Below are 19,255 nucleotides of genomic sequence, written 5' to 3' on the forward strand. Positions count from 1 at the left end.
GCCGTCGTTTCATTGAACGGCTTGGGAGCCTCCAACACTTCAACCTGTTATAAGGTCACATCAACCTCTCCTTTCCTGTATCGGACAGGCTATTTCGACAACAGAAGGACAGGCAGCTCATGCCTCTCCTTCATTGACGTTCAGTTCAATATGGTTATACAAACACTTCCAATAGCAGCTCAACCGCCCGCTCCTCGAACACGTCGACGCATACTCGAACTGGTGAGCCAACGACCGGCCTGCGGCGCAAGTCGGCTACCGTCATGCCGGCGCAATGCTGACCTTCGCATTCGACCGACAGGTTCATCGTTTGGGTGCGCACGACCCCGGGTTCGACGGCAACGAGCATCGTGAGCGGATCGTGCATCGGCGCGCAGGCGTGAAAGTCGTTGGACTCGCGGTAGTAATCGAAAAAATATTGCATCGAGCGATTGATGAAGCTGACGATTTCGCGATTTTCCAGCCTGCACGACCGCTCCAACCAATCGAGCTGCGATTGATGCAGCAGCGTCCGCATCGTGACATCGAGTCCGACCAGCGTAATCGGCAGTCCCGATTGGATGACGTAGTCCGCAGCTTCGGGATCTGCCCACATGTTGGCTTCGGAGACGGGAGTCACGTTACCAGGCACCGAAACCGCTCCGCCCATAATATAAAGATGTTTGATCTTGGAGGGGAGTTCGGGATCTTTCTTTAACGCATGCGCGAGATTGGTCAGTCCTCCTAACGCGACAATAACCAGTTCTCCGCCGAGCTCGCTTGCCGTGCGGACGATAAAATCTGCGGCCGATTCCGGGACTTTTTGTTGTGAGGATGGCGGCAGCTCCACGTCGCCGATTCCGTTATGTCCATGCACGTTCGTCGCAAATCTTTTCACATCGCGCACAAGCGGTCGATCTGCGCCCTCGCTGACGGGAATTACGTGCTCGTGGCCGGCCAGCTTCAATATGCGGAGCGTATTGTCGGTAGCCTGCTCGACGGGAATGTTGCCGAAGACGGTCGTAATTCCGACAATATCGGCTTTGCCACATGTTAAGCCGTATAAGATCGCCACCGCGTCGTCGATGCCGGTATCAGCGTCGATTATGATTTTCGTTTTTTTCATCTTGTAGCGCCCTCGTTAAATGATCTCATAAACCGTTCTACTTCTTCTTTCATCGGCATGCCATCCTGCGCGCCGAACTTCGTCACCGCCAATGCCGAAACAGCGACAGCGAATCTGACGCCGTTCCCGATCAGCTCGCCTCTGGACAATGTACAGGCCAATCCGGCGTTGAACGCATCGCCGGCGCCGGTCGTATCGGTTACCTCCAGACGGTGGGCGTCAATACGCTGCAGGTGTCCGCCCCGCTGCTTCCATGCGGCTCCCTTACTGCCTAACGTCGCAACGACGAATTCGGGACCGCGTTCCAGCAGCGCATCTATCGCTCGCTCCAAGCCTTCATCGCTTAGAGCGATGCCCGTGAGCTCTAGCAGCTCGGATTGGTTTGGCGTTATATAGCGGACTTTGCGAAGAATGTCCGCAGCAATTTTACGTGCCGGAGCAGGATTCAGAATGACCGGAATGCCGTGCCGGTCGGCGATGTCGACGGCGGCCGCAACGGCTTCCATCGGAATTTCAAGCTGCACGAGCAGGATCGACGCTTCTGAGATAACGCTGCTCCAGGCGTTGATGTCTTCGGCAGTCAATGTTTCGTTCGCGCCCGGGACGACAAGAATCGTGTTATCGGCCGGTGTGAGCGTGATCGAGGCGATGCCGGTCGCCGCAGCGTTCGTCTTCTTCATATGTCCGGTACGCACCCCGTTCGCCTTCAGCGATTCGAGCAGGCTTTGGCCGAAGCCATCATCGCCCACAGCGCCCAGCATGACGGCTTTGTGCCCGAGACGGGCGCACGCAACCGCCTGATTGCCGCCTTTGCCTCCGGGAATAAAATGAACCTCTTGCCCGAACATCGTTTCGCCGCTTGCCGGAAACCGCGAAGATCGAACCACGATGTCCATGTTCAGACTGCCGACGACAACCACTTTTCCTTGTTCCGGTCTCATGACGCATTCTCCTTCAGCAGGCGGTTCATAAGTAGCTGGACAAGTCTGTCGGAATCGACATCCAGACATACGTCCACGTTCGCGTCATCGGCGAACGATGCGATCGTTTGTCCCGTCCTTGGCCTGTGGTCGTATTCGACCTGCACGCTCATTTTTTTCGTCTTCACGAGACTGCGGTCGATGAGCAGCGATACGGTAAGCGGGTCGTGCATGAACGTATGCTCTTCCTTTACATAAGCGAACCAGCGCTCCATCATGTCCGCAAGCTTCAGATTCAAGGGATCACCCGACCGAATCAGATCCTGTCTTTCCTTCTCCGTAATCCGCACCTTAAGCGTAACGTCCAGCCCGACCATCATGATCGGCGCACCGCTGCCGAATACGACGGACGCGGCTTCCGGATCGCATGCGATGTTATGCTCCACCACGCGCAAATCCGCTCCGTTATCGCCTAGCCGGGTTACCCCGCCCATCAGCACGATTTCTTTGACGTTATTTGCGACCAGCGGCTCACGGATCAGGGCTGCGGCGATATTCGTCAGTGGCCCGATCAGGATCAGCGTAATTTCCCCGGGATTGCTCATGACAGTATTGATGATAAAATCAACCGCATGGCGAGTATCGTAGGCAAGTTCCTCGCCAGGCTCGATCAATCCGTCGCCTTCGTGGCCGGCCATCCAGACGGGACGATTGCCAAGCAGTGACGGGTTTAACCCGGCCAGAACCGGCACGTCCGTCCTGCCGCACAGCCGAAGCATTTTACTGACCATTCTGGCGCGCAGGTCCGAATCTCCGTACACCGTCGTAACGCCCTCCAATTTCAGCTCCGGAGACCGTAAAGCAAGTGCGATCGCCAAAGCGTCGTCGATATCGCTTCCGATATCGGTATCGATTATGACACGATTCATCGTTTCCATGGTGTCCATCCTCTCCCAGAATATCCTGTAAAGCGGTGTCTGCGCCGTTTAAGCTTCAGCGAAGTATTCCCGCATCAATTTCAATTTGACTTCGGCTTCGGCGAACGATGCTTCCAATGCGTAACGGTTCATTCGTTGCAGCTCATTCAACCGAAACCCGTAATGGAACATTAACCGCTCGTATTCTAGATTCAACGTCGTATTCGAGACGGTTGTGTTGTCCGTGTTGACGGTGACGGCAATACCTTCATCGTAGTATTTTCGGATCGGGTGCGTTTCCCAGGCCGATGCGGCCTTCGTCTGAATATTGCTGCTTAAGCACATCTCAAGTGCAATCCTGTGCTCTCTAACAAATCGCAATAGGCTAAGGTCCTGCTCCAGCCGGACGCCATGCCCGATACGGCGGGCATGCAGGCCGAGGACGGCGCCCCGGATGCTATCCGCTCCCGCGGCTTCGCCCGCATGAACCGTAATCGGAATTCCGAGCCGGCACGCCTCCTCGAAGACGGGCTGATGAAGCGTCGGCGGATACCCGGCCTCGTCCCCGGCCAAATCGATGCCTACGACCCCTTTGCCGAAAAAGGCTTGCACCAGCTCCAGCACCTGCCAGTTCAATGCAATCGAATGATTGCGCAAACAAATCAAAATGAGGCGGGCTACCGTACCGGAGGCCTGTTCTCCAGCCTTCATGCCGTCCAGCACGGCGGACACGGCTTCCTCCGGCGATAATCCTTGCCCTGTATGCAGCAGCGGAGCGAAGCGGATTTCGATATATTTGACGTTCGTCTTCGCAGCGTCCTCAACGGCTTCATAAGCGGCTCGCTTCAAATTCGCGGCGGTCTGAAGCAGCTGTGCAGGCAGCCGGAACCTTTCCAAATATTCGGCTAGACTGGCGCAATGCTCGGTAACGCGCAATAGCCCTGTCAGCTCTTCCTCCCTGTCGGGAAGGGGCAAGCCGGCTGCGGAAGCGAAAACCCGGACCGTAGACAACCGCAATCCCCCGTCAAGGTGATAGTGAAGCTCCACCTTGGGCAGATGTTGAATCTTCGATATCGTTGTCATCGTCATGCCCCCATCATGGTCTGCTCGCATGATTTGCATCGGTTTTCGCGAGCTTCCGCTTCTTCACTTTCGCTTCGGTAATTGCATACACGACCAAGCAGATGACCGTGGTGACATAAGGTGTCGTGCCGACCAGTTCGGCCGGAATTTTCAATACCTGAAGCGCATTGGCGAGCGCATCCGCCGCACCGAACAGCATGGAGGACAAGAAGGTGCCGAGCGTCGTACTGCGTCCGACCGCTTCCGCCGCGAGGCCAATCCAGCCCCTGCCGGCGGTCATGTCGCGCGTAAAGAGCGACAAATACCCCATCGACATGTAAGCGCCGCCGAGCGCCGCGAAAAATCCGCTGATCAAGAGGGATACGAACTGCACCCGGTTGACCCGAACGCCTACCGACTGGGCAGCATGCGGATTTTCACCAACGGATCGGATCTGTAGACCAAGCGGGGTTTTCGCCAGCAAGTAATAAAGCCCGGCAACGCAAACCAACGATACATAGGTGAGCACGTTATGTCCCGACAGGATCGGCCCGAGCACCGGAATGTCCTGCAAGAGCGGAATGTGCAAGGAAGGAAGCACTGCGCTCTTGAGCGAAGTTGAAGCCCCTTTATCCCCGCTGACCAAATACAAAATAAACACGGTGCCGCCAGACGCAAACATATTGACCGCGATACCGCCGAGAATAATATGGGTCTTGAATTTCAGCGTAAAAAAACCGAGTAAAGCCGCAACCCCGACACCTGCGATAACGGCGATCAACAATCCGACCCAGGCGCTACCCGTATAAGCGCTCACAATCACGCCGGTTAAAGCTGCAACGAGCATCGTCCCTTCCAGGCCGATGTTGACGATACCCGCTTTGTTCGAGATCAAGGCGCCCAGAGCGGCGAACAAAATCGGCGTCATGACGCGAAACACAGAAAAAGCGAATTCCGTCGAGAACAAAATATCGAAAAAGTTACTCATGGATGCCCGCCTCCTTCAGCAACATCCGGGTTTTCCAAAATTTCAGGAACTGCTCCGCAGAAATGAGCAAAATGATAACCGCTTGAATGATCGAGATCATTTCCGACGGCACGTCAGTCATGCGCGCCATCAGATCGGCGCCGACCCGAATGTAGGCAAGGAACAAAGATGCTCCGATGACGGACAGCGGATTGTTTTTGGCAAGCAAAGCTACCAGAGCGCCGTCCAACCCGTAACCCGGCAAGGACGTCCATTGGAACCGGGTGTACATGCCGAGCACCTCGACCGATCCGCCCATGCCCGCGAGGAAACCCGCGATCACGTGCACCATGATGATGACCTTCGTCGTATTGATGCCGGAGTATTCGGCGAAGGAGCGGTTCGAACCCGTCATGCGAAGTTCGTAGCCCCATCTCGTTTTGTACATATAATAATGAACAGCAAAAATGCACAAGAGCGCCAGGATCAGCCCCGTATGAATACGCGTCCCCGGCACGATTTGATCCAACAGAGCGGTCGGCTGCAGCTTGTACGAAGCGTTGCTGAACGCTTGCGGATCCCGCAGCTTGTAATTGAGCAGGTATAATCCGACCCCGAACAAGATGCTGTTGAACATTAACGAAGTAACAAGCTCGTTCACATTCCATTTCGCCTTGAAGTAACCCGGAATGGCGGACAACAAAGCGCCCGTAATCCCGCCAGCGAGGATCCCCACGATCGGATGCAGCCAGTGGCTCATGGTGAAATGAATCGCGATCGTCGACGCCACGATGCCGGCAAAATAAAAAAGTCCTTCCGCTCCAAGATTGAACAAATTCGTCCGGAACAACAGCACGACGGATAACCCAGTGAACATGAGCGGAATGGACATTTCGATCACATTGCCGAAATTCGACATCGAAGATACAGGTTCGAGCAAAAAGACCAAAATCGTTTGGATCGGATCCTCGCTTAAAATCGCGATAATCAGGAACGTCAGGAACAACGCAATGAGGATGACCGCTACCGTCCGAATTTTTTCAAAATGTGCCGCTTTAAGCATGTATAGCCCCCCTTACTTCGGCCTCGCTCTGCACATTTAGGCCTAACATCGCGAAACCTAGATCCTCTTCCGTCACTTGCTTGACGTCCGGGTAATACGCGACGAATTGCCCGTTATACATGACGAGCAGGCTGTCACTCACTTCCAGGATTTCGTTCAAATCTGCCGACAACAGCAAAATGGCACATCCTTCCTCCCGCATTTGGAGCAGCCTTTGGTGGATCAGTTGCGCCGCTCCAACATCGACGCCCCTCGTCGGCTGCTCGGCGATCAGCAGCTTCGGTTCCGCCTCGCACTCCCGCGCGACGACTACCTTCTGCATATTGCCGCCGGACAGCATGCCGATCTGTTGCGCCGGGCCGTTGCAGCGTACTTTGTAGCGGTCGATTTGCTCTTCGGAAAACTTGCCGATTTTTTTCTTGTTTAAAAACAATCCTTTGTTCCATTCCTTCATCCGGTAAAACATGGAGATCAGGTTGTCCGAAATGCTTGCGTCTTTGGCCACCCCTTGCCGCATCCGGTCTTCCGGGATATACGATACGCCCAAATCACGGATTTGCTTGATCGAACGCCCGAGAATGACTTCAGCACCCACCATGACCGTCCCTTGAACCCCAGGCAGGCTGCCCGTCAGCGCTTTGACAAGCTCCGCCTGACCGTTGCCTTCAACGCCCGCGATGCCGAGGATTTCGCCTTCGCGAATCGTAAATCCAATATTGCGAAGAAGCGGCTTCCGATCCTCGTTCACATAGGAAAGATTGTCCACCCGAAGGACCGCCGCGCCAGGCCTGCGGCTTCCTTTGTCATATTTCAGCACAACGTCTCTGCCGACCATCAGCCTCGATATTTCCTGCTCCGACACCTGCACTGTCTCGTACACGCCTTCCGTCTTGCCGCTGCGCATGATTGTAATCCGGTCGCAAATTTCTTTGACTTCCTTCAGCTTGTGGGAAATAAACACGATCGTATGCCCTTCACGCTTCAGCGTCTTCAGCTCACGAAATAGCTCTTCAGTTTCTTGTGGCGTCAGCACCGCCGTCGGTTCGTCCAAAATCAATATTTTGGCTCCGCGTATGAGCACCTTTAAAATTTCGACCTTCTGCTTCATTCCGACGGACAAATCCTCGACTTTCATAAGCGGATCGATCGCAAGATTGTACTTGGCGGACAACTCCTCCGTCATACGGAGGGCTTCCTTATAATTGATATTGAAACCTCTGGTCGGCTCCATGCCGAGGATGATATTTTGCACCACCGTGAAAGAAGGAACGAGCATGAAGTGCTGATGCACCATCCCGATGCCGTTGTCAATCGCATCCTGCGGCGACGCAAACCGCACCTTGCGGCCGGCCAGCAGCATATCGCCTTCACTCGGCTCTTCCATGCCAAAAATCATCTTCATGAGCGTCGATTTGCCAGCGCCGTTTTCGCCGACGATTGCGTGAATTTCCCCTTCGGCAAGCGCAAAGTTCACGTTTGAATTCGCGACGACGCCGTTCGGGTATACCTTCGTAATGTTACGCATTTCCAATAAAGTAGTGGACTTCATCGGGCAGTATCTCCTTTCCGCATTCCGGAACACTATGAAGGGGATTCCCGGCCTGCTGAATCCCCTTTGGCAACTGACTTATGGTTTGACAGACTGGCGAATTTCCTCGATCTTGGCCGTGTCCATCCCCATCGCATTGCTGACTTTAATTTCGCCCGAGGCAAGCTTTGTCTTGAGCTCTTCAATTGTCGTCCTGATCTCTTCCGGAAGAACGCTGTTGTAGACGTTGTTCTCGGCAAGACCTACTCCGTCTTGCTGGAGGCCGACGACTTGCAGGCTTCCGGTTTCCAGCTTGCCTTCTTTGGCTTGGCTGACCGCGTTGAAAATGACTTCGTCGATTTTTTTGATGGCAGACGTAAGAATCAGGTTCGCCTTCTCATCGTCGGTGCCTTGCAGCATAGCCGATTGGTCGGAGTCTACGCCGATCGCGTATTTATTCTGTTCCTTAACGGCGTCGAACGCGCCAAGTCCTGTTCCACCGGCCACGGTGAAGATGACATCAACGCCGGACTTGTATTGAAGCAAGGAAAGCTCCTTGCCCTTACCCGGGTTCGCAAAATCTCCGGCATAAGAAATCGCCACTTTGATATCCGGTTCGACATATTGGGCACCTTCGATGTAGCCGATTAGGAAAGCGTTGATGCCCGGAATATCCATGCCGCCGAGAAAGCCGATTTTTTTATCCGGATTCGCGTTTGGCATATCGGAGGTCGAAACGAGCGCCGCCGTCGCCCCGGCTAGGAAGGATACTTCGTTCGTCGCATACGAGACGGCATAAACGTTCGATGCAACTTCATTAATGTCCGTATCGTAGTTAATGAACATCTTGTCCGGATATTTATCCGCCGTTGCGTTCATCAGCTCCGTAATGTTCGAGCCTCCGGAAATGATCACGTCCCAATCCTTGGAGGCGACGTCATTGAATGTCGGTTCCCATTTCGTCTGATCCACACCCATTTCGATCACTTTCGTTTCCGCCCCAAGCGTTTGTTTCACTTTGTTTAGCCCGGCGTTGGCAGCGTCGAAAAACGATTTGTCGCCCAGCGTGCCCGGGATAAGCAGCACGACTTTGAATGCGTCGCCTTTATTTTCCGATCCGGCATTTGATCCCGCGGTGTCGGCAGGCGTATTTTTGGAGCAAGCGGTTACAAAGATGAGAATTGTTAAAAAGATCAAGCTTAGCGCTTTTTTCATGTTGACCCGATCCCCCATTTCATGGATTTGGAATGCTTCAGCGACAGCCGAGCGTTATATTTGGTTCGGCTACTGCTGTGATATAATCGTAGCAAAACACTGTGCATTATTTTATCTGAATTCGGTCAACATTATTATAGGATTCGGCTATGATGGAGGTGTGTCATGAACTGGATGGACTTTCTTTTCTATTCCAAACGAAAAACGAACTACTATATTCCGCTGCATGAGCACGATTGCTATGAATTGGTTTATTATTTCGGCGGGTCAGGCAAGTCGCGAATCGGTTCCAAAATGTTCAGTTTCAGCGATGACCGATTTGCCGTCATTTCGCCGGGCACAATACACGACGAACGGCACGATGTCGAAGGAGATGTGTTGTTCATCGGGTTCCATAGCGACAGCGACGGGCTTCGAAATATCAACGCCGTGCTGGAAGACAACGAGGGCCTCATTCGGCAATTAATCCTGCGCATGAACGAAGAGTTTGCGGCCAAGAGGCCATCTTACTCGGAGATGCTTAACTTTATGACCGGCGAGCTGGTGATCCAGATCGAACGAATGACGGCGTTGAAAAAATCCGCTGAATCATCATTAAACCAGCTGCAATATGTACGAAATTATTTGGACGAGCATTACAGGCAAAAAATATCGATCGAATCGCTCGCCAAAATGTCGGGCTACAGCTACGACAGGTTCCGCCATCTCTTCAAGGAGACATACGGCATTGCTCCGCTGCAGTATATTTTCAAGAAACGATTGGACTATGCCAAGCTCATGCTGTATGAAACAAACGAACAAATCTCTAAGATTGCGCTGATGTCGGGATTTTCCAGCGAAGCTCAATTTTGCAGCATGTTTAAGCGTGAAACGGGAAAGACGGCCAAAGCGTTCCGGCAGCGGTCGAAACATTAAAGAGGCATATTTCGAGATGTCTGCGTAGGGCTTGCTGAACGGGTCACATTTTACGATATCACGGGCAGGCGGAATACGAGGGTCAACCACAGCAGTTGCTGCCCGATCACGGTTTCGCACGTCCCACAACTTATGGATGGAGAGTATGACCGTACTCTGGATACCCACTCCATTCCCCCGATGTTACCCTCCCATGTAACACTGGGTCTTTACCCTTACATTCCTTCGTTCTGCCTCTCGAGGTGTGGATGCCGTTTCGAAATAAAATGACCTCAACTTCCACGCCAACATGGAAGTGAGGTCATTTTTTACCGAATTGCTCCTGGGGCGGGAGCTCGGCCGTTTATTTTACACTTTTCACGTATTCAGACGATTTGATGCCGGCTTGACGGCCGAAAATGATGATTTCCGCGACGGAATTACCACCGATTCGGTTCTCGCCGTGCAGACCTCCGGTAACTTCGCCCGCGGCGAAAAGACCTGGTATAGGTTTTCCGTTGTTGTCCAAGACTTCCGTGTTCGTGTTGATTTCCACGCCGCCCATAGTGTAGTGAATTCCTGGTCCGATTCTGATCGCGTAGTACGGTGCAGCCGACAGGTCGTGATCCATTCCCGTCTTTCTGCCGAACTCGGCGTCTTTCTTATTTTTTACCGCACTGTTCCAGGTATCAAGCGTCTTCTGCAATTGATCTGCCGGTACGCGGATATCACCAGCCAGCGCCTCGATCGTGTCCTTTGTCTTCACAAAGCCCATTTTTACATACTCTTCAACCGCTGTGGCGCGCGATCTGACGCCGGAATCGAACACAAGGAAAGCGTTTTTCTGCGGCAGCTTATTGATCGCCGCAGTTACGCTGTCACGAGCAGCCATTTCATTGATGAACCGTTTGCCTTCGTTGTTTATGAGAATTGCGCCTTCTCCGCGTACTACTTCACCTATGAGGTAGGAGTTTTCCTGCTGCACCGTCGGGTGAACCTGGATATAAGCCATATCGACCGGGGTGCCTCCCATTTTTTCAATCATTTTAATGCCGTCGCCGGTGCTTCCTTCATGGTTGGTCGTAACATAGCCTTCCAGATCCGGTCGAACCTGGGCGATGATATCCATGTTGGCGCCAAATCCGCCAGCCGTGATGACGACGGATTTCGCCGTGATTGTTTTTTCGCCATGCTGACTGAAGGCCACTTTAACCCCATTTGCTTTTCCGTCTTGTTTCGTAATTTCTTTGACATTGGCATTGACAAAAATCGGAATGCCCTGTTCTTGTACATTTTTCAGCAAGCCGGTCACTAGATAATAGCCAACAGCCGAACCGTCTTTGGGACGATGGGTGCGTTTCTCGCTCATGCCGCCCGTGATCGTGATATTGTTCAATGTGATGCCGATGGAATCCAGCCAATCGATGGCACCGGCTGAATTGTCGACGAAAAAGCGAAGCAAGTCCTTATTGTTGGTGTTATGCCCGCCTTTTAATGTCTCTTCGAAAAATACATCATTACTGTCCGAAATGCCTTGCTCCTTTTGGAATTTCGTTTCCGAAGCGTTCATGCCCGAGGACGATTTGCTTGTATTGCCGCCTGCAACCGGCATTTTCTCGAGAATGACCGGGTTCATGCCTGCTGCCTTGGCTTCAAGTGCGGCACTCATGCCTGCGCCGCCTGCGCCAACGATCACAATGTCGTAGCTCTCTTTCAGCTCCTCAAGTGGAGTATAATTCGCCATGGATGCACCTGACGTAGCATCTTTTTTTCCTTTATCCTTTTCTTCTTGTGCAGCGCCCTTATTCGGCTCCGGTTTCGCGGCTTTGTTGCCGCATCCTGACATGATCAGCAGGATGGAGAGCAGGAGAATCAGGGCAATGTTTAATTTTTTGGGCATAATGTAATCCTCCACTATTGAATCTATTCTGTAACTAGGATGAACGTATGGAGCGTACACCAAAAGAGAGGAGACAAGGGGGAGCGGATGGTGAAGTCAGAGGGCAGCACGTTGGTTCTCCGGGCGTCCGCCTGCTATGGTTCACTCTCCAAGGTTGCTCTGGACTCTCTTGGGGTTAATCACCTATAGCATGTCAATTTCCGCTTGAAATATGCTTCGAGACATCAAAAAGCCCCGGGTCGCTCCCGAGGCACTTGGCATCACATGGTCTTTGAGTTCGGCGGTTCACGCTTGGTGAAGCCAATCCTCTTCGCTTCGAAGTTTTCAGGATCCATCTTCTTTTTCTCCATGTTAACCTTGTTATTATTTATGTTAACCTTATGTTTATTTATGTTTAGCCTGTCTTTATTTCTGGTAAGCCTGTCTATGTTGGTCATTTTGCTTTTTTCCGTGTTACGTTCCGTTTTTGTGATATTCGAGTGTTCTGCTGGTGGCAGATGGCTCAACACGATGTCAAGAGTAAGGAACAGGGTGCCGCCCACGAAGCCGATAAACCACCACGCCACCGCAAGATCCCACTGAAATAAACCGGTTACTGCTACGAGTTCGGTCCCGGCGTAGTAACCCATGAAGATGCCGCCCGCAACCATCGCCACAGCAAAAGCTCTCACTACCCATTTCATAGACGTGTTCACCCCATTCGTTATAAGGGTATCGTATCATCTTCAACTATACATAAGTTTGTAGAGGACAGGGAATGATTTCCCATGTCCTACAGGAACAATTCCCGCTGCCCCCGCGTTCTCCAAATTAGGCGCTGCGCGGTCATTTTAATTAAAGGCGTGGTTCTTGTCGTCGCCGGTATATTTAATCCATAAAGCTCCAAAACATCTCCGAGGATTGCGCTGATACAGGCTTGCTGCGCTTTGCAATTAGGAGTCCAATGCGTTTTTTATCCGTTTAAAGCGTTCATTAAGCATCTGTTGAGGATAAATATTTTTGGATGAAGCGGCCTTGGCCGCGAAGCTGGCGAAATTCAACCCCGCGCCAAAAAGCTGGAGCGCTCCGTCAGCAAGGTTTCCTTTTTGGAGTTGTTCGATGCCATCCTCCATAAAATTATTGCTTTCGTCCAGATGGCAATCCGCTATGTATTTTTCCCCTTCGTGAAACAATTTAAGGTTTTCTATAATTTGATTGGCTGTTTTCTCTGAAATGTCAGCATTAATATCGATAAGCATGTCATTAATCGGGGCGACCAATTTTCCATACAAGCTGTCATATTGCCGGCAGGAAGCGGCTATTTTTTCTCTTAACTCTTTGGTGTTCATTCGTATCACTCCTTTAGAATGAATAGGACTGCATGCACGGGCATCGAACGGCGGAGCGGCACCAATCCTTCGCTGTTCCTCTGCGGTCTGTTCCCCTTCACCGGGTAAGACCGGTACATCCAGTATACATCGGATTCAAGCGAAATAGCCCTGCAGAATGAGCAGGGCCAATATAAAAAGGTAACCATGAGCACGTTCGGAGGATATGGCCATGTAACATGCAATTAGAAGATAAAAGCGCAAGAAACGATGACAAGCAAAATAAAGAGAACCAAGATGACGCCTGTCGAGGTCCAAAGACCCCCAATTCCACCTACTCCGCTCATTCGGGTGACCTCCTTTCATTTGATGCTCCTATCATATGGGAATGTCGTCCCGTGTGACTTGGCTCTGCCCTAGACCAATAAAATTAGGCAGCGCCTGCCGGAGTGGAGGCAGAGATGGTGATGTTTATTGGACTATTTTCAATCCGTTCTCAAGCTCCTCGACCTGAACGAATAAGGCTCTCTCGTTGCCGTGCGGCGTATCCGGGTAGTGCGTGCACAGCCATAATTGATTATCTAAGTCCCGGAAAAGACTCGAATGCCCGGCATTGCGATCCATTAGCAGCTGCTTGTCGTGACTCCACGGGCCTTCCACGGAACCGGTTGCGGAGCGGGCAATCGCGACCGTATACCCGCCGAAGCCTTCGTCCCCATAACCCGCAACCGAGTAGCTGGACCACAGCATGATCAGTTCACCGTTGCGAGCGTGATACATGAACGGCGCATCCGTCAAATATCCTTCCTTCTCGATGCGCGGATCGCCGAACAGGCGAATCCATTCCATGTCGGCCGCGTTCAGAATCGTTACCGCTTCTCCGTAAGAGGAGGTTAAGTCTTTTGTGAGACGAATCGCCTTTATTTTGCCTTCATAGAGTTCGGTCCACTCATGGCAAAACACGATCCAGCGCTGTCCCTCTCCATCCTCGTAGTAGGTTCCGTCCAAGCATTCCCAATCGCGGGGCGTCACGGGGCCGTCGCTATGCGGCCGGTACGGTCCGGCAGGATGATCCGCCACGAGTATGCCGGTCCCCCGGTGTTCGCTGATGCCGCCCTTGCACGTGGCGAACATATAATACTTTCCGTCCACCTCGAACACTTCCGGAGCCCAATAATGGCGCACTCCCCAGAAGCCTTTGGGCGGTTGAAACGCAATATAAGGGCCTGTCCATTGCCGCAAATCGCTGCTTTCATAGACTTCAAACACAGGATCGATATCCCCGCAGCCATCGGCGAATGTCGTGCCGAACAAATAATATTTCCCCTCTGTCTTATCCGGAAATACAAATGGGTCGCGCACATGAATTTGATCCGTCGTTACCGTTTGTACCGTACGAAATCCTTTTTGCATCGTCTCGATCAGCTCCTTCCCCCTTATTGCTCGACAATCTCTTGATTCCACAACTCATGGATTTGCCGGATGTCGTTCAAATCGCACTTGGGCTTCCGATCATAGGTCAATAATCCGTTGATCTCCTGCTCCACATCCGTCAGCTGCGTATAGCAAAATCCATGGATCACGCGGGAAGCGTAGACGGCCTCGATCACTCTGCGGTAGTCCTGCACGAAATCCCGCTCATTGGTTACGGAAGTATAGCCCCACCCCTCGTCGGCGCCAAGCTTGTAGGCAATTCCCCCGAACTCCGTTAACAGGATCGGCTCGCCTTGATGGGCAAAGCCGTTCGCGTAGATTCGGCGCTTGGCCGACTGAGCCTGCAAAATTTGTTCTTTGGTGGCAAGGGATTGTTTATAATACTCGTATTTCTCCGGTTCCTCCTGCCCGCCATGTGAATAGTTATGAATCGCGCAAATATCGGTTGTCGTCTGCTCCCAGCCGTCATTCGAAATGACGAGCCGCGTCGTATCCAAAGAATGAAGTAAATGATACATCCCCAAGCTGTGATGCTGCTGCTGTTCGCAGCTCTGGACCATCGGAATTCCCCAGCTCTCATTGATCGGCACCCAGGCGATGATGGAAGGATGGTTATAGTCTCTCTCCACGATGTCGATCCATTCCCGACTTAATCGAGCTACGGCGTTCTCGCTGAAGGAGGCCGCCGCCGCGCATTCCCCCCACACGAGAAATCCCAACACATCCGCCCAATATAAAAAGCGCGGATCCTCCACCTTTTGATGCTTGCGGCAGCCATTGAAGCCCATTTGCTTCGCCAGCTCGATATCCTTCTTCAAATCCTCGTCGCTCGGCGCCGTCAATAATCCTTGGGGCCAATATCCTTGATCAAGCACCAGCTTCTGGTAATAAGGCTTGTTATTCAAATAAACCATACCGTTTTCGGTATGAACTTTTCTCATGCCAAAGTAAGATTCTACGCGATCGAGCACCTCGTCGCCCTGCTTCAATTCGAAGGTAACGTCGAACAGGTTCGGCGTGTCGGGTGTCCAGGTCCAGCCCATGTGATGAAATGGCGTTCGAAAAATATGACGGTTGAATAAATCGATCGCTCTTTTCGTATAAGCCGATTGCAGATAAATGCGATCTTCCGCGATCAGCTCGCCTTGGAACGAGATCCGGAGGTCAACGCTTTTCCCCAGGTAATCGCCCTCTACTTCCCATTCCAGCGTTACCTCGCCCTCATCGACGTTCGGATGATATTTTACCGTTCCGATTCTTGTTGAATGGACCGCTTCAAGCCATACGGTCTGCCATATTCCCGTCGTGCGCGTATACCAGATCGCGTCCGGACGCTCCAGCCAGTACTGCTTGCCGCGCGGAATCGTCTCGTCGGCGGACGGATCTTCGACCCGAACCGTCACCTGTTCCGTTCCCCAGGTCAATTCATCGGTAATGTCGAAGTGAAAAGGAACGCTGCCGCCCTCATGCATCCCTACGTATTGCCCGTTAACATATACCCGGGCGCGATAGTCGACGGCTCCGAAATGCAACAGAACGCGCTTGCCCTGCCAGGCCTCGTTGACCGTAAAAGCTCTGCGGTACCATACGACATCGTGGAACGAAGGATCGTGAATGCCGCTTAACTCGGTCTGATAGGCAAACGGAACCTCGATCTTCCGGTTGAAAAATTGCTCTTTCGTATACCATTTCTGGGCGGTGCCCACGTTGTCATCATCGAACGCGAACTGCCACGTGCCGTTCAGATTTCCCCATTCTTTTCGTATAAATTGCGGTCTAGGATATTCGGTTCTATATGCCATGATGACTCCACTCCTATTTTCTTTATTTTATCCCTGAATTGGTAACGCCTTTGACGAAATATTTATTGGTGAACACGAAGATCAGGATGGCCGGCAGCGTCGCGATGACGGTCGATGCCATCATCTTGGCCGGATTCACGAAATTGGAGCCTTGGATCAAGCTGGCTATCCCGACAGTAATCGTTTTCATCTCGGTGGAGCTGACCACGAGCGACGGCCATAAATAGTCGTTATAAATGCCCAAAAAGGTAATGACCGACAACGTCGTTACAACCGGGCGAATGGCCGGAAAAATAACGTTGGTTAATATTTTCCACTGCGATGCGCCATCCAGATATGCAGCCTCTTCCAACTCTTTAGGAAAGGACAGCAAGAAATTATAGACGAGAAAAACACCCATCGTACCGGCTGAATAAGGGAAAATGAGAGGTACGAACGTATCGAGCAAATGAAACGATTTAAATAAGTAGAACGCCGGGAACAGGGTGACGATTCCGGGAATCGTCAACGCGCCGACAACTGCGGCCAACAACAATTTTTTGCCGGGGAACTGCAATCGTGCCAATGAATAGGCAGCCAGCACATCGACGAATACGACCAGCAAGGTGCCCGCGAGCGTAACGATAGCCGTATTTAAAATCCACAGCAGCATCGGCGAATTTTGCGCATCGCTCATAATCCCGGCATAGTTCTCTGCCGTCCATTGCTTCGGAAGCAGGGCAGAGCTTGACATCGCTTCCCCGAGTGTTTTGAAGGAAGTGAAGATCATCCACAGAATGGGTAGCAAAAATAACAGTCCTAGTATGGTAGCGGCGATAAAATTGATTATTTTCCCCTTTTTTCTCACGATGCCCACTCCTTGCTCATTGATTCCGATAGGACAGCCAGTACTGCGCCCCGGTCACGAACATCATAATCAACCCCATCAGGATGGCCATCGCCGAGCCGATGCCAAGCTGGTTCATATCGAATACCGTCTGTTGTATATTCATAATGAGAGAGCTTGTCGATTGCTCCGGCCCCCCGGCCGTAATCAGCTTCGTCTGCCCGTACAGGTTGAACGAAGCGATGACCGTCGTAATCATAATAAAAATGCTAATATTGCGGATTTCGGGAAATGTGACGTACCAGAACTTTTTGAATGCTCCGGCCCCGTCTAAGCCGGCCGCTTCGTAGAGCTGCTCGTCCACTTCGTCAATCGCATTCAGGAACAGCATCATGTTAAAGCCGATTGTCCACCATATCGTCGTAATCAAAATCGTGATCCAGGCGTACGGCTGCGTGTTGAGCCACATAATCGGCTTGTCCATGCCGGCCGACATGAGCACATTATTGACGAACCCGCCGTTGCCGTTGAACAGCCACAAAAAAATCGCGGAGACAGCGGTTACCGAGACGGAATAGGACATGAAAAACACGGTCCGATAAACGGTCTTCCAACGACTCGGCAAGTAATTAATAATTAAAGCGAGCCCCAAGCTCACCAAGAGCAATGGCGGAACACTGAGCAGGACGAAGATGAACGTATTTTTCAGCCCATTGATGAACAGCTTGTTGTAAATCGTGCCTGAAGTAAGAATCGCCTTGTAGTTGTCCAGGCCGACAAACCCATTGTTCCCGCTGGCGATATTCCATTTGAACAGACTGATGAAGATGCCGTATACGAGCGGAGCCAGCCAGAACAGAATGAAGCATGCCACGAACGGCAGCACAAACAGGAGAGCCCATCGTTTGGATTTCATGGAGTAATTCATAGGTTCCTCCTTATCATTGCGATAGTGAGGGCTCTGCCCCCCGTTACCTTCCGGAGCGGGAGCAGCAGAGCCGCATCGTCATTGCCTTATATCGCCGGGAACGGCTTGGCCTTATGGCTGCGTGGCCGCGATTTGCTTCGCATTTTCCGTTGCCGTCTCCAGTTCCTGCATGAGTTCATCCTTGCTTAGATCTTCGGTAAGCACGACTTTACTGAATACTTTTTCGTTCATGTAGCGCATCTGTTCTCCGAATTGGTAGACTTGCGGAGCTTTGACATAGGTTTCGAATTGCTGCTGGTTCGCATAGGACAACGGGTATTGGTCTTGATTCTCTTCGATGTAGTTCATCGTTGCCGCATGGGCCGGAGCTTGTCCCGCTTCCGCCCAATGGATTAGATTTTCCGTCGTGAACATGTACTTCAAATATTCCGCAATCCCTTCGAGCACCTTGTCGTCCTTGACGCCGGCAGGCACAGTGATAATATGACCGTTGCCATACACCGCTTGCTCCGTCCCCAATTGAGGGACCGGGCCGATCCCCAGCTGGTCGCCGAATTTATCTTTGGCCGCGCCGTAGAACCATGGCCCCGTCAGCGCGACCGCAGTCTGCACGGATGCATTCGCGTCCTGCGCTTCCTTCATGAAGGCCTGGAACTCTCCGTCGAGTCCAAGTCCCGCCGGGGATAGCTTGTCCTTCCATATCATGTCATGGAATGTCAGGAGAGCATCGGCAAATGCAGGCTGATTAAAGTTCAAATAATTATCCTGCTGCAATTGAATGCCGTTCTGCGCGGCGATCGTCATAATATAAAATTCAACAATCCCGCTAGATGGAACGCCCGCCGCAAATAAATTTTTATCCTTTGCCTGCAATTCCGCATTGAGCGCCGCCAAATCGGCGTAGGTTTGCGGCGCTTCGGCGACAAGCTCTTTGTTGTAGAACATCGTAAGCGGGTGGATATCGAGCGGCAATCCGTACATGTTGCCGTCCAGCCGCGCCAAGTCCGCAGCGGCCGGATGGAAGTCGCTTTCTTGCAAGCCCGCTTTCTCCATGACCGGTGTGATATCCTGAATCATGCCGTCCATTTTGTACGTTTGCAAATTATTGGCATGAATGACAACCAAATCATAATTGCCGGATTTGAACTTGGTATAATGATCTTTCTCCTGCATCTCTTTAATGAAATATTTATCCTGGGAGCTGTTGAAGCCGTCCGTAATCTTTTTCATGTAACCTCCGTCCCCGCCCGTAAATCCGTTAAGGAACGTAATGGTCGTCTTGCCGTTACCGGCGGAAGACTCGCCCGTATTGCCGGACCCTCCGCAGCCAGCCGCAATGACCGCCAAAATGAGAAGCGCGCTCAACCATTTTATTTTTTTCATCTAA

At 52.0% G+C, this 19,255-nt stretch carries 18 protein-coding genes; 1 reads left to right on the forward strand and 17 read right to left on the reverse strand.

From position 1 onward, the window contains the following. Positions 1-154 precede the first annotated feature (154 nt). From DQX05_RS03200 to DQX05_RS03235, 8 genes are all read right to left on the reverse strand, one after another. The gene (locus DQX05_RS03200) at positions 155-1,105 is read right to left on the reverse strand and encodes a nucleoside hydrolase (protein WP_119790828.1); all 951 of its coding nucleotides are present in this window, start codon (positions 1,103-1,105) and stop codon (positions 155-157) included. Beyond that, the gene (gene rbsK / locus DQX05_RS03205; RefSeq protein ID WP_119790830.1) at positions 1,102-2,046 is read right to left on the reverse strand and encodes a ribokinase; all 945 of its coding nucleotides are present in this window, start codon (positions 2,044-2,046) and stop codon (positions 1,102-1,104) included. The genes DQX05_RS03200 and rbsK overlap by 4 nt, the downstream gene beginning before the upstream one ends. Then, positions 2,043-2,963 (reverse strand): nucleoside hydrolase, encoded by a 921-nt coding sequence (locus DQX05_RS03210; RefSeq protein ID WP_259391759.1) that lies wholly within the window; start codon positions 2,961-2,963, stop codon positions 2,043-2,045. Before DQX05_RS03210 ends, rbsK begins: the two co-directional genes overlap by 4 nt. Before the next feature lie 48 nt (positions 2,964-3,011). Beyond that, positions 3,012-4,025 (reverse strand): adenosine deaminase, encoded by a 1,014-nt coding sequence (gene add, locus DQX05_RS03215; protein ID WP_182914606.1) that lies wholly within the window; start codon positions 4,023-4,025, stop codon positions 3,012-3,014. Positions 4,026-4,038: 13 nt separating this feature from the next. Next, positions 4,039-4,992, reverse strand: a complete 954-nt coding sequence (locus tag DQX05_RS03220; protein ID WP_119790834.1) for an ABC transporter permease — start codon at positions 4,990-4,992, stop codon at positions 4,039-4,041. Beyond that, entirely contained in the window at positions 4,985-6,034 is a 1,050-nt protein-coding gene (locus DQX05_RS03225; RefSeq protein ID WP_119790836.1) for an ABC transporter permease, read from the reverse strand. Before DQX05_RS03225 ends, DQX05_RS03220 begins: the two co-directional genes overlap by 8 nt. Then, the gene (locus DQX05_RS03230; RefSeq protein WP_119790837.1) at positions 6,027-7,583 is read right to left on the reverse strand and encodes an ABC transporter ATP-binding protein; all 1,557 of its coding nucleotides are present in this window, start codon (positions 7,581-7,583) and stop codon (positions 6,027-6,029) included. The genes DQX05_RS03225 and DQX05_RS03230 overlap by 8 nt, the downstream gene beginning before the upstream one ends. A 78-nt stretch (positions 7,584-7,661) precedes the next feature. Continuing rightward, entirely contained in the window at positions 7,662-8,777 is a 1,116-nt protein-coding gene (locus DQX05_RS03235; protein WP_119790839.1) for a BMP family lipoprotein, read from the reverse strand. A gap of 165 nt (positions 8,778-8,942) precedes the next feature. Here DQX05_RS03235 and DQX05_RS03240 point away from each other — a divergent pair, with 165 nt between their 5' ends. Continuing rightward, on the forward strand, positions 8,943-9,692 hold the full coding sequence (locus tag DQX05_RS03240; protein WP_119790841.1) for a helix-turn-helix transcriptional regulator: 750 nt from the start codon (positions 8,943-8,945) through the stop codon (positions 9,690-9,692). 343 nt (positions 9,693-10,035) lie between these two features. Here the strand turns inward: DQX05_RS03240 and DQX05_RS03245 are convergent, their stop codons facing one another. The 9 genes from DQX05_RS03245 to DQX05_RS03280 all read right to left on the reverse strand — a co-directional run bounded on the left by DQX05_RS03245 (position 10,036) and on the right by DQX05_RS03280 (position 19,251). After that, positions 10,036-11,571 carry a flavocytochrome c gene (locus tag DQX05_RS03245; protein WP_119790843.1) on the reverse strand — a complete coding sequence of 512 codons (1,536 nt, stop codon included), beginning with the start codon at positions 11,569-11,571 and terminating at the stop codon, positions 10,036-10,038. Positions 11,572-11,831: 260 nt separating this feature from the next. Beyond that, a complete protein-coding gene (locus DQX05_RS03250; protein ID WP_119790844.1) occupies positions 11,832-12,254 on the reverse strand; it encodes a hypothetical protein in 423 nt (140 codons plus the stop codon). Between the two features lie 249 nt (positions 12,255-12,503). Continuing rightward, positions 12,504-12,899 (reverse strand): hypothetical protein, encoded by a 396-nt coding sequence (locus DQX05_RS03255; protein WP_119790846.1) that lies wholly within the window; start codon positions 12,897-12,899, stop codon positions 12,504-12,506. 224 nt (positions 12,900-13,123) lie between these two features. Beyond that, complete coding sequence (locus DQX05_RS31645; protein ID WP_259391760.1) at positions 13,124-13,225, reverse strand: sporulation protein YjcZ; 102 nt, start codon at positions 13,223-13,225, stop codon at positions 13,124-13,126. 124 nt (positions 13,226-13,349) lie between these two features. Beyond that, positions 13,350-14,291 (reverse strand): glycoside hydrolase family 43 protein, encoded by a 942-nt coding sequence (locus DQX05_RS03260; protein WP_119790848.1) that lies wholly within the window; start codon positions 14,289-14,291, stop codon positions 13,350-13,352. A 23-nt stretch (positions 14,292-14,314) separates the two neighbouring features. Continuing rightward, positions 14,315-16,114: a glycoside hydrolase family 2 protein gene (locus DQX05_RS03265; RefSeq protein ID WP_119790850.1), complete on the reverse strand. Its 1,800-nt coding sequence runs from the start codon at positions 16,112-16,114 to the stop codon at positions 14,315-14,317. A gap of 22 nt (positions 16,115-16,136) precedes the next feature. Next, complete coding sequence (locus tag DQX05_RS03270) at positions 16,137-16,961, reverse strand: carbohydrate ABC transporter permease (protein WP_259391761.1); 825 nt, start codon at positions 16,959-16,961, stop codon at positions 16,137-16,139. Positions 16,962-16,977: 16 nt separating this feature from the next. Beyond that, the gene (locus tag DQX05_RS03275) at positions 16,978-17,868 is read right to left on the reverse strand and encodes a carbohydrate ABC transporter permease (protein WP_119790853.1); all 891 of its coding nucleotides are present in this window, start codon (positions 17,866-17,868) and stop codon (positions 16,978-16,980) included. A gap of 111 nt (positions 17,869-17,979) precedes the next feature. Then, entirely contained in the window at positions 17,980-19,251 is a 1,272-nt protein-coding gene (locus DQX05_RS03280) for an ABC transporter substrate-binding protein (protein WP_119790855.1), read from the reverse strand. Positions 19,252-19,255: the final 4 nt, after the last annotated feature.

This window comes from Paenibacillus thiaminolyticus (assembly GCF_003591545.1).
Lineage (GTDB): Bacteria > Bacillota > Bacilli > Paenibacillales > Paenibacillaceae > Paenibacillus_B > Paenibacillus_B thiaminolyticus_A.

Bases quoted from the DNA above. Each gene is read 5' to 3' on its own strand.
- DQX05_RS03230 (WP_119790837.1), bottom strand. From the start codon at position 7,583: ATGAAGTCCACTACTTTATTGGAAATGCGTAACATTACGAAGGTATAC.
- DQX05_RS03275 (WP_119790853.1), bottom strand. From the start codon at position 17,868: ATGAATTACTCCATGAAATCCAAACGATGGGCTCTCCTGTTTGTGCTG.
- DQX05_RS03260 (WP_119790848.1), bottom strand. From the start codon at position 14,291: ATGCAAAAAGGATTTCGTACGGTACAAACGGTAACGACGGATCAAATT.
- DQX05_RS03200 (WP_119790828.1), bottom strand. From the start codon at position 1,105: ATGAAAAAAACGAAAATCATAATCGACGCTGATACCGGCATCGACGAC.
- DQX05_RS03265 (WP_119790850.1), bottom strand. From the start codon at position 16,114: ATGGCATATAGAACCGAATATCCTAGACCGCAATTTATACGAAAAGAA.
- DQX05_RS31645 (WP_259391760.1), bottom strand. From the start codon at position 13,225: ATGAGCGGAGTAGGTGGAATTGGGGGTCTTTGGACCTCGACAGGCGTC.
- DQX05_RS03210 (WP_259391759.1), bottom strand. From the start codon at position 2,963: ATGGAAACGATGAATCGTGTCATAATCGATACCGATATCGGAAGCGAT.
- DQX05_RS03245 (WP_119790843.1), bottom strand. From the start codon at position 11,571: ATGCCCAAAAAATTAAACATTGCCCTGATTCTCCTGCTCTCCATCCTG.
- rbsK (WP_119790830.1), bottom strand. From the start codon at position 2,046: ATGAGACCGGAACAAGGAAAAGTGGTTGTCGTCGGCAGTCTGAACATG.
- DQX05_RS03240 (WP_119790841.1), top strand. From the start codon at position 8,943: ATGAACTGGATGGACTTTCTTTTCTATTCCAAACGAAAAACGAACTAC.
- add (WP_182914606.1), bottom strand. From the start codon at position 4,025: ATGACAACGATATCGAAGATTCAACATCTGCCCAAGGTGGAGCTTCAC.
- DQX05_RS03255 (WP_119790846.1), bottom strand. From the start codon at position 12,899: ATGAACACCAAAGAGTTAAGAGAAAAAATAGCCGCTTCCTGCCGGCAA.
- DQX05_RS03280 (WP_119790855.1), bottom strand. From the start codon at position 19,251: ATGAAAAAAATAAAATGGTTGAGCGCGCTTCTCATTTTGGCGGTCATT.
- DQX05_RS03250 (WP_119790844.1), bottom strand. From the start codon at position 12,254: ATGAAATGGGTAGTGAGAGCTTTTGCTGTGGCGATGGTTGCGGGCGGC.
- DQX05_RS03235 (WP_119790839.1), bottom strand. From the start codon at position 8,777: ATGAAAAAAGCGCTAAGCTTGATCTTTTTAACAATTCTCATCTTTGTA.
- DQX05_RS03225 (WP_119790836.1), bottom strand. From the start codon at position 6,034: ATGCTTAAAGCGGCACATTTTGAAAAAATTCGGACGGTAGCGGTCATC.
- DQX05_RS03220 (WP_119790834.1), bottom strand. From the start codon at position 4,992: ATGAGTAACTTTTTCGATATTTTGTTCTCGACGGAATTCGCTTTTTCT.